Below are 4,145 nucleotides of genomic sequence, written 5' to 3'. Positions count from 1 at the left end.
TGCCCGTTCGACGAGCCGACGACATCGGCCGCGTAGCCGATCACCATCAGCGGCAGCGCCACCAGCCATAGCCAGAAACCGGTGTCGACGTCGACCGGCCGGCTCGGCGGCGGTGGCGGCCCGGGCAGCGCGGAACCGGTCACGACAACCAGTCGGCCACGTGCGCGGCCCAGTAGGTGAGCACGATGTCGGCGCCGGCGCGCCGGATGCTGGTCAACGACTCGAGCGCGGCACCACGCTCGTCGATCCAGCCGTTGGCGGCGGCCGCGGCGATCATCGCGTACTCCCCCGACACCTGATAGGCCGCGACGGGGACCGGTGAAATCTCAGCGGCGGCCTTGAGGATGTCCAGATAACCCATCGCCGGTTTGATCATCACGATGTCGGCACCCTCGTCGAGGTCGAGCCGCACTTCATGCAACGCCTCGCGGGCATTGCCAGGATCCTGCTGGTAGGTGCGCCGGTCGCCCATCAGACTGGAGCTCACCGCTTCCCGGAACGGGCCGTAGAACGCCGATGCGAACTTGGCCGCGTAAGCCAGGATGATCACGTCGGTGTGGCCGGCGGCGTCCAGGCCGTCTCGGATGGCCGCCACCTGGCCGTCCATCATGCCGCTCGGCCCTACCCCGTGCGCACCCGAATCGGCTTGCGCCACCGCTAGTTGTACATAGCGCATCAGGGTAGCGTCGTTGTCGACGCGGCCGCACTCGTCGAGCACACCGCAGTGACCGTGGTCGGTGAATTCGTCGAGGCAGGTGTCGGCCATCAGCACCGTCGAGTCACCGAGATCTCTGCTCAGGTCGCGCAGCGCGAGGTTGAGGATGCCGTCGGGATCCGTTCCCGCCGACCCGGCCGCATCTTTGTCCTCGGCGCGAGGCACACCGAACAGCATCAGCCCGCCCACTCCGGCGGCTACCGCGTCGTGCGCGGCTTTGCGCAACGAGTCGCGGGTGTGTTGGTACACGCCCGGCATAGAAGCGATCGGTGCTGGCTCGTCGATGCCGTCGGCAACGAACATCGGCAGCACCACATGTCGTGGTTCCAGCGATGTCTGCGCCACCAATCGGCGCAGCGCCGCAGTCGACCGGAGTCGACGCGGACGCTGCCGGGGGTACATCGGGATACTCCTAGCGCCTGCGGCTCTTCTTACGCGGCGGCGGCAGCGCACCCTCGGCGCGCAGCCGGGCGGCATGCTCGGCCAGCGCCTCGATCAGCGGACCGACCGCGGCGGTTTCGGGCTGCACGTCGACGCGCAGACCGAATTCGGCGGCAGTCTCAGCGGTTTTCGGGCCGATGCAGGCGACGATGGTGCGCGCGTGCGGCTTGCCGGCGATGCCGACCAGGTTGCGCACCGTCGAGCTGGACGTGAAGCACACCGCGTCGAAGCCACCGGTCTTGATCATCTCGCGGGTGGCAGCCGGCGGCGGCGCAGCCCGCACGGTCCGGTAGGCGGTGACGTCTTCGATCTCCCAACCGCGTTCGCGTAGACCCTCGGCCAGCGTCTCGGTGGCGATGTCGGCGCGCGGCAGCAGAACCCGGTTCACCGGGTCGAAGATGCTGTCGTAGTCCGGGAATTCGTCCAGCAGACCCAGCGACGACTGCTCGCCGGAGGGCACCAGCTCGGGGCTGATCCCCAACGCGCGGACCCGGTCGGCGGTCGATTCGCCGACGCAGGCGATCTTGACGCCGGAGAACGCGCGGGCGTCCAGGCCGAACTCGCAGAACTTCTCCCACACCGCGCGCACCGCGTTGGTAGAGGTGAACACCACCCACTGGTAACGTCCGTCGACCAGGCCTTTGACCGCGCGCTCCATTTGCGCGGGGCTGCGCGGCGGCTCGACGGCGATGGTCGGCACCTCGATCGGGAGCGCGCCGTGCGCGGTCAGCCGCTCGCTCATCTCGCCGGCCTGATCCTTGGTGCGCGGCACCAGCACGGTCCAGCCGTACAGCGCGCGGCTTTCCCACCAGTTCAGCTTGGCTCGGTTGGCGACCGTCTTGCCGATGGTGACGATGACCGGCGCGGGCGCCGCGTCGTCGGCGGCGAGCAGCAGCGTCGTATCGGTCAGACCGCCCAGCGTCGACTCCACCGAGCGCTGCGCGCAGGTGGTGCCCGACGAGGTGACCACGCAGGGCGTGGTGTCGGACAGGCCGTATTCGATCAGCGTCCGGGCCGCGTCGGCCACGTGCGAAGAGGTGGCCTGCAGGATCAGCGGACCCGGCCCGGCGGCCAGAGCACCCCAGTCGACGTCGGGGTCACGAACGTCGGCGACGGTGTGCGACGAGCCCAGCGGCAGCCCGGCGTAGGTCGGAGCTGCGGCGCTGGCAGCCAAGCCCGGCACGATCTCGAAGAGCAGGTTGCTGCGGGCCACGGTGTTCACCTCGGTGATCACCGCGTCCACCGACAGCGGATCACCGGAGACCAGCCGTACGACGTCGGCTCCGGTGCGGGCCTCGGCCACCAGCGTCTTGGCCACCTCGGCCGGATCGCCCAGGGCAGGCCGGATGTCGGGCCCCACCGACATCACCGCGGCGGGTTGATCGCCCGCGTCGGCGCCTGCAGTGCCGTCGCCGGCCTCCCCGACCGGCGTCGCAGCCGGGGCGGGCCCAGAGACCGGCGGCAAGTCCTTGCCGATCAACGCCAGCACCGGCTCGGGCACGTCGGGGTCAATGAACACCAGGGGGGCATTGGCCAGCACCGCAGCGGCCCGCGTCGTCAGTAGGGCTGGGTCGCCTGGACCCGAGCCCACGAACATGATGCGGCCGGGCCGCGGCTTGCGCCCTCGCGTCGTCATCGTCGCTCCTACCTACCTTGTTGGCGCGCGTGCGTTACCGCGCGCTCGACATGACTTCCCGTGCCCCCAGGTCGAACAGCTCGGCGGCCACCGAGAGCCCGAGCTCTCGTGCCCGATCCGGACTTCCGACACCGGACGCGCGGATCACGTCGGATCCGTCCAGTGCCGCCACACAGCTGCGCAGCGACAACTCCTCGAAGATGTGGCCGTCCTCGTCGATGGACTCGACCACTTCCGCGATCGCCCCCACCGGCGCGGAACAACCCGCCTCCAGTTCGGCGAGCAGGGTCCGCTCGGCGGTGACGGCCGCACGGGTGTCGGCGTCGTCCAGCTCCGCGAGCAGTGTCGCGAGCCGGGAATCCCCAGCTCGACACTCGACGGCGAGCGCTCCTTGACCCGGCGCCGGCAACATCTGCACCGGCTCCAGCGTCTCGGTGACATCGTCGAGACGACCCAGCCGGGTCAGACCCGCCCGGGCAACCACGATCGCGTCCAGATCGCCACTGCTTACCCTGTTCAACCTGGTGTCTAGGTTGCCTCGTAGGGGGCGAATTTCCAAACCGAGACCCAGTGCTCTAAGCTGCGCAGCCCGCCGGGGCGACGACGTGCCCACGATTGCGCCGTTCGGCAGCTCTCCCAGCACCAACCCGTCGCGGGCCACCAGCGCATCCCGCGGATCTTCCCGCCGCGGAATCGCCGCGATCACGAACCTGTCGTCCGGCGCGGTCGGCAGATCTTTGTAGGAATGCACGGCCATGTCGACTTCGCCGGCGGCGATCGCTTCCCGTAGCGCAGCGGTGAAAACGCCGACACCGATATCGGCGATCGGTTCGTGTGACTGATCACCGGCGGTGCTGACGATCACCAGCTCGGCGTGCCGGCCCTTGGCCCGCAGGGCATCGCGGATGCCGCCGGCCTGGGTGGTGGCCAGCAAGCTGCCACGGGTACCTATCCGGATCACCTCGGGCAAGCGGCTACTCAGCGGAATCTCTTGGCAAAACGGACAATTCGCCCGCGTTGGCGACGGCATCGACGGCGGTCTGATTGAGTTCGAACAGTTCCCTGAGGGCCTCGGCGTAGCTGTCGCCGCCGGGCGCGCTGGCCAGCTGCTTGATCCGTACCGTCGGCGCGTGCAACAGCTTGTCGACGACGCGGCGCACCGTGCGGGCGACCTCGTCGCGCTGGCCGGCTTCCAGGCCGGGCAGTCGGTTGTCGAGGCGTAGCAGTTCGGCCTCGACGACGTCGGCGGCCCGCTGGCGCAGCGCGGTCACCGTCGGGGTGACTTCGGCCATCCGCTGGCCGGCCAGGAAGGTGGCAACTTCGGCGGCGACCAGGTGACGAGCGGCGTCGGCG

Annotated in this window: 3 protein-coding genes and 1 pseudogene; all 4 read right to left on the bottom strand. The window is 69.6% G+C overall.

Going from position 1 to position 4,145, the window contains the following annotated elements; translation table 11 throughout:
- Nucleotides 1-139 precede the first annotated feature (139 nt).
- Complete coding sequence (gene hemB / locus AC2VOU_RS03745) at nt 140-1,117, bottom strand: porphobilinogen synthase (RefSeq protein ID WP_486956138.1); 978 nt, start codon at nt 1,115-1,117, stop codon at nt 140-142.
- A gap of 10 nt (nt 1,118-1,127) precedes the next feature.
- The gene (locus tag AC2VOU_RS03740; protein ID WP_486956137.1) at nt 1,128-2,792 is read right to left on the bottom strand and encodes a bifunctional uroporphyrinogen-III C-methyltransferase/uroporphyrinogen-III synthase; all 1,665 of its coding nucleotides are present in this window, start codon (nt 2,790-2,792) and stop codon (nt 1,128-1,130) included.
- A gap of 34 nt (nt 2,793-2,826) precedes the next feature.
- Nucleotides 2,827-3,753 (bottom strand): hydroxymethylbilane synthase, encoded by a 927-nt coding sequence (gene hemC, locus AC2VOU_RS03735; protein WP_486956139.1) that lies wholly within the window; start codon nt 3,751-3,753, stop codon nt 2,827-2,829.
- 13 nt (nt 3,754-3,766) lie between these two features.
- Nucleotides 3,767-4,145, bottom strand: a pseudogene (locus AC2VOU_RS03730) (glutamyl-tRNA reductase); the annotation flags it as partial.

The organism is Mycobacterium sp. TH-M25, assembly GCF_057473665.1.
The sequence above is the reverse complement of the archived record's forward strand: the minus strand, read 5'-3'. Positions and strand labels throughout refer to the sequence as shown.